Source organism: Vulcanisaeta sp. EB80, from assembly GCF_002078205.2.
Map to the genome: position 1 here is coordinate 1 of NZ_LCWN02000144.1, position 3,939 is coordinate 3,939.

Annotated in this window: 2 protein-coding genes and 1 pseudogene; 1 reads left to right on the forward strand and 2 read right to left on the reverse strand. The window is 52.2% G+C overall.

The features are described 5' to 3' along the window. Positions 1 to 257: 257 nt before the first annotated feature. Positions 258 to 1,631, reverse strand: a complete 1,374-nt coding sequence (locus B7L70_RS12645) for a hypothetical protein (protein WP_143701660.1) — start codon at positions 1,629 to 1,631, stop codon at positions 258 to 260. A gap of 342 nt (positions 1,632 to 1,973) precedes the next feature. On the opposite strand from B7L70_RS12645, the pseudogene B7L70_RS12650 reads away from it, so the two are divergent. Next, positions 1,974 to 3,248: pseudogene (locus tag B7L70_RS12650) on the forward strand (phosphoenolpyruvate carboxykinase (GTP)); the annotation flags it as partial. A 25-nt stretch (positions 3,249 to 3,273) separates the two neighbouring features. On the opposite strand, the gene B7L70_RS12655 reads toward B7L70_RS12650, so the two are convergent. Then, positions 3,274 to 3,939 (reverse strand): DEAD/DEAH box helicase (locus B7L70_RS12655; protein WP_143701661.1); only part of this gene is annotated, 666 nt, incomplete at its 5' end.

Consider the following 3,939-nt stretch of genomic DNA (forward strand, 5'->3'; position numbering starts at 1 on the left):
TGTAGGCGGCTGGATCTGTAGACACCATTTCGAGGGGAGGGCCGCGACGGACGACGAGGCGGCCTTCCGTGGATATTTCGGCGAACTTGGGCTGGAGCTCGGCGAGCTCGAGGATGTGGATAGACGGACGGACGAATCGTGGAGTCCATGGCGGGCCCGGTGGGACTCTCGGGGCCATCCCCCTTCGAACCCACGACCTACGGGTTAAAAGCCGCGACGCAGCGGTCCGCGGGGCGTATCTTTGTTTTTGTATGTTTTTAAGTTTTTTCGTTGAGTGTTTTGGCGGTGTTTGGGTCTCGCTGCGCGAGCCTTTGGAGCAATTGACGCGTTATTACTAGGCGTCTTCCTCCCTCGGTGATTTGTATATGCTCCTTCCACTGCTCGTACTCCTCTCCCAGCATCTCTCTCAGCTTGTCCTCCAGCGCCGTCTTTATCTCCGCGATCAGCTGCGGGTCGCCGTATTTCTCGGCCCTAAGGCCCTTGCCCTTCTTATGCACGAGCCCGAGCCTGACCCCGCCGACGTTGACCGCCTTGGCGCCGAGGTCGAGGCGGCGCAGCGCCTCCTCCGCCGCCTTCCTCCTCTCCTCGTCCCCGGTCTGCGCCACGTGCTCAAGGTACCGCTTTACGGCCTCCTTCTCCTCCGGCGCAAGCTTCTCGAGCTCGTCCTTCGGCACCACCACCTCGAAGCCGCCTCCGCCTCTGCTTACCACAGAGGCGTTTATGCCGGAAAGCCTAAGCCGACGCCTAAACTCCTCAGCCTCCTCCAACGCAGAAAACCGCGCCACGGCGTTTATGGTGGGCATCTTCTTTCCTTCTTTCATCACATACGTCAGCTTCAGCCTCATCGACGCAGGTCCATCCACGAGTTGAAACACAACTCTGTCCACAGGCTCGACCTTTGGCGTCGCGGTTTTCGGCCTAGGTAGCTCTTCGCGCTTCGCCGCGGCTTTCGGCTTGACCAGCCTCTCGGGTTTTGCATCTAACCTAGTTGCAACTATGGGCTTGGCGGCGATGCGCGGCGCAGAGAGAGCTTCCAGTCTCTCGATGGCCAGCCTTACGGCTTCGTCCACCTCAGCCAGCCTCCTCAACGTCTTTTCGTCGAATACCACCTGGTAATATATGCCCGAGGCAACGACCTCAGGCGCGGCGCCTATGCCTAGTCTCTCCAGCTCCCTCCGCGCCGCCTCCGCGTATCTCTCCGCCTCCTCTCTGGTTTTAAACGGCACTTTGCCCTGCAGGCCCTCGGCCGAGGACAGCCTTACGTGCTGACCGGCTAGTGGGAACCCGGCGAGGCTCTGCGCCGCCAGTCTCTTAAACGCATGCCACTTGTGGGAATGCAGGGCGTCGAGCAACACACCAACGCCGGAGAGATACAGCTCCGCGATGGCCTTGGCGTACTGCTCGGGGGCGGGCCGAAAGACAACCGTTTCCCGCTTTGTGTTAGCACTAACATCATCCCTCCCCTCAAAGAGGTGCATCCGTTTTCTTGATACAGATATCACTAGGTTGCCTCTCTCCACTGCGCCGTCGCCGAGGTAATACGCCACCAGCGGCAGAGGGTCCCCGGCGTCGAGATGCTCAAGGACAAGCCTAATCGTGGAGGTCTTAATATCTCGGCCCTCCAGCGGCATTTGGTAAATCACCCGCCCACTCTCAGCTACGGTCAGCGTTGAGCCTCCGCTAGCCAGCCGTAAATCTCTTGGAAATGCGAATAATTTTACTGAAGCCCCTTTCCTCCTTAGTACCATATCGTATGTATGTATTTTTATTCTTCCTGACTTTGTGATGAGCCATGCGTAAAGCTGCCAAAGCTGTGTTGTACCCATTATTGCGAAGCCGCTTGAACTAAGCGATTCGTCTGACGCCAGCCAGCCAATGTGGAGGCGCTTGGCGTATTCCTCCGGCAGGAGGCGCGGGATCTGCACCTCTGTCGAGAGGCCCTCGAGGGCCATCGCATACACGCCGCGCTGGTCAACGGAGAGCAGAGGAGGATATACATAGATTTACTCAGCGAGACTGTCTATTCCGTAAACACGCAATACGGTGGTAACAGCATAGGCCTGAAGAAGTTGGCGCTTAGGCTCACGATTAAGAGGGCTATGGAGGAGGGCTGGCTCAGTGAGCACATGTTCATAATAGGCGTTGAAGGCCCTGGGGGCAGGGTTACGTACTTCACAGGTGCATACCCATCAATGTCCGGTAAGACCTCTACGGCAATGCTGGGCAGGTTGATAGGCGATGACCTGGCTTTCCTAAGGAACGTTAATGGCGAGGTTAGGGCTGTAAATCCCGAGGTTGGTGTTTTCGGCATAATTGAGGGTATAAACCCCGTTGATGATCCATTGATATATGAGGTGCTCACGAAACCTGGCGAGGTCATATTCTCGAACGTACTCATTACCGAGGATGGAGGTGTTTATTGGAATGGTAAGGGAGAACCGGTGCCCGAGAGGGGTATTAATTACACGGGTAAGTGGTGGAGGGGTAAAACCGACGATAAGGGTAATCCAATACCGCCATCACATCCTAATGCTAGGTTCACTGTATCACTGAAGGCCTTCAGGAACCTGGATCCTAGGTATGACGATCCCAATGGAGTGGTGGTTGGTGGTTTAATATTTGGCGGTAGGGATCCAGATACTTGGGTGCCTGTCTTCGAGGCTTTTAATTGGGACCATGGTGTGGTTACAATAGCGGCATCTCTTGAGTCCGAAAGAACGGCTGCAGTAATAGGTAAGCCTGGCGAGAGGGAGTTCAACCCAATGGCTAATCTCGACTTCCTCTCCGTAGACCTTGGCGTCTATATAACGAACTATCTAAAGTTCGGTGAGGGTTTAGAAAAGCCACCGAAGATATTCGGCGTTAATTATTTCCTCAGGGATGAGCAGGGAAGGTTCCTGAACAGTAAGGAGGATAAGAGGGTTTGGCTTCAGTGGATGGAGAGGAGGGTGCACGGTGAGGTCGGCACCATAACAACACCGATAGGTTACGTACCGAGGTACGAGGACCTGAGAAAGCTATTCCGCAGTGTCCTCAATAGGGACTACAGGCTCGAGGACTATAATAAGCAATTCGCAATAAGGGTTAGTAAGCTACTCGATAAGATAGACAGGATATGGAAGATATACTCAGAAATACCAACAACGCCAAGGAAATTCTTTGAAATACTTGAGGAACAGAAACAAAGACTAATCGAGGCGAAGAGGGCATACGGTGATCCAATACCACCATCTAGGTTTGAATCCTAAGTACAAAGGTATTGCGTAATTAAATTTAGTGAATTAATCTATATGTTGAACCACTAAGTCTAGCCGCTGCATCTATTACATGCACCTCATCCTTAGTCGCCAGCGTCACAGCGCGACCTCCCCTATTGAGCCTTGCAGTTCTGCCTATCCTGTGAATGTAGGTTTCCGGATCTCTGGGCGTGTCGAAGTTTATTATTAACTCTACATCAATTATATCGAGTCCTCGTGATGCCAAGTCAGTCGCAACCAAAATAGGATCGCCTTGGGAGTTCCTAAACCTATCCAGTACCTTTTCCCTAATGAATTGTTTCATACCACCATGTAAAAGCAATGCATTATAACTACGTAGTAATTGCTTATAGAGCCTATATGCCCTTTCCCTAGTGTTTGTGAAAATTATTGTCTTTCCTCCCAATTCCTTAGTAACGATGTCGTACCTCTCCCTCCAAAAACCATTAATTAAATACACCAGCTGTTCCATAGGTGGAATATCGTACTCGTGATCTCCAACCCTCACGAAAAATGGATCCTTTATTACTTTAGTTATTAGTTCACGAACTTCCCCAGGTATTGTGGCGGTGGCAGCAAACGTTTGCCTTCTATTGCGCGTAAGGCTTGATATTACGTATATATCGTTAATAAATCCCATATCCATCATCCTATCGACTTCATCAATAACCAAAAAGTCAAC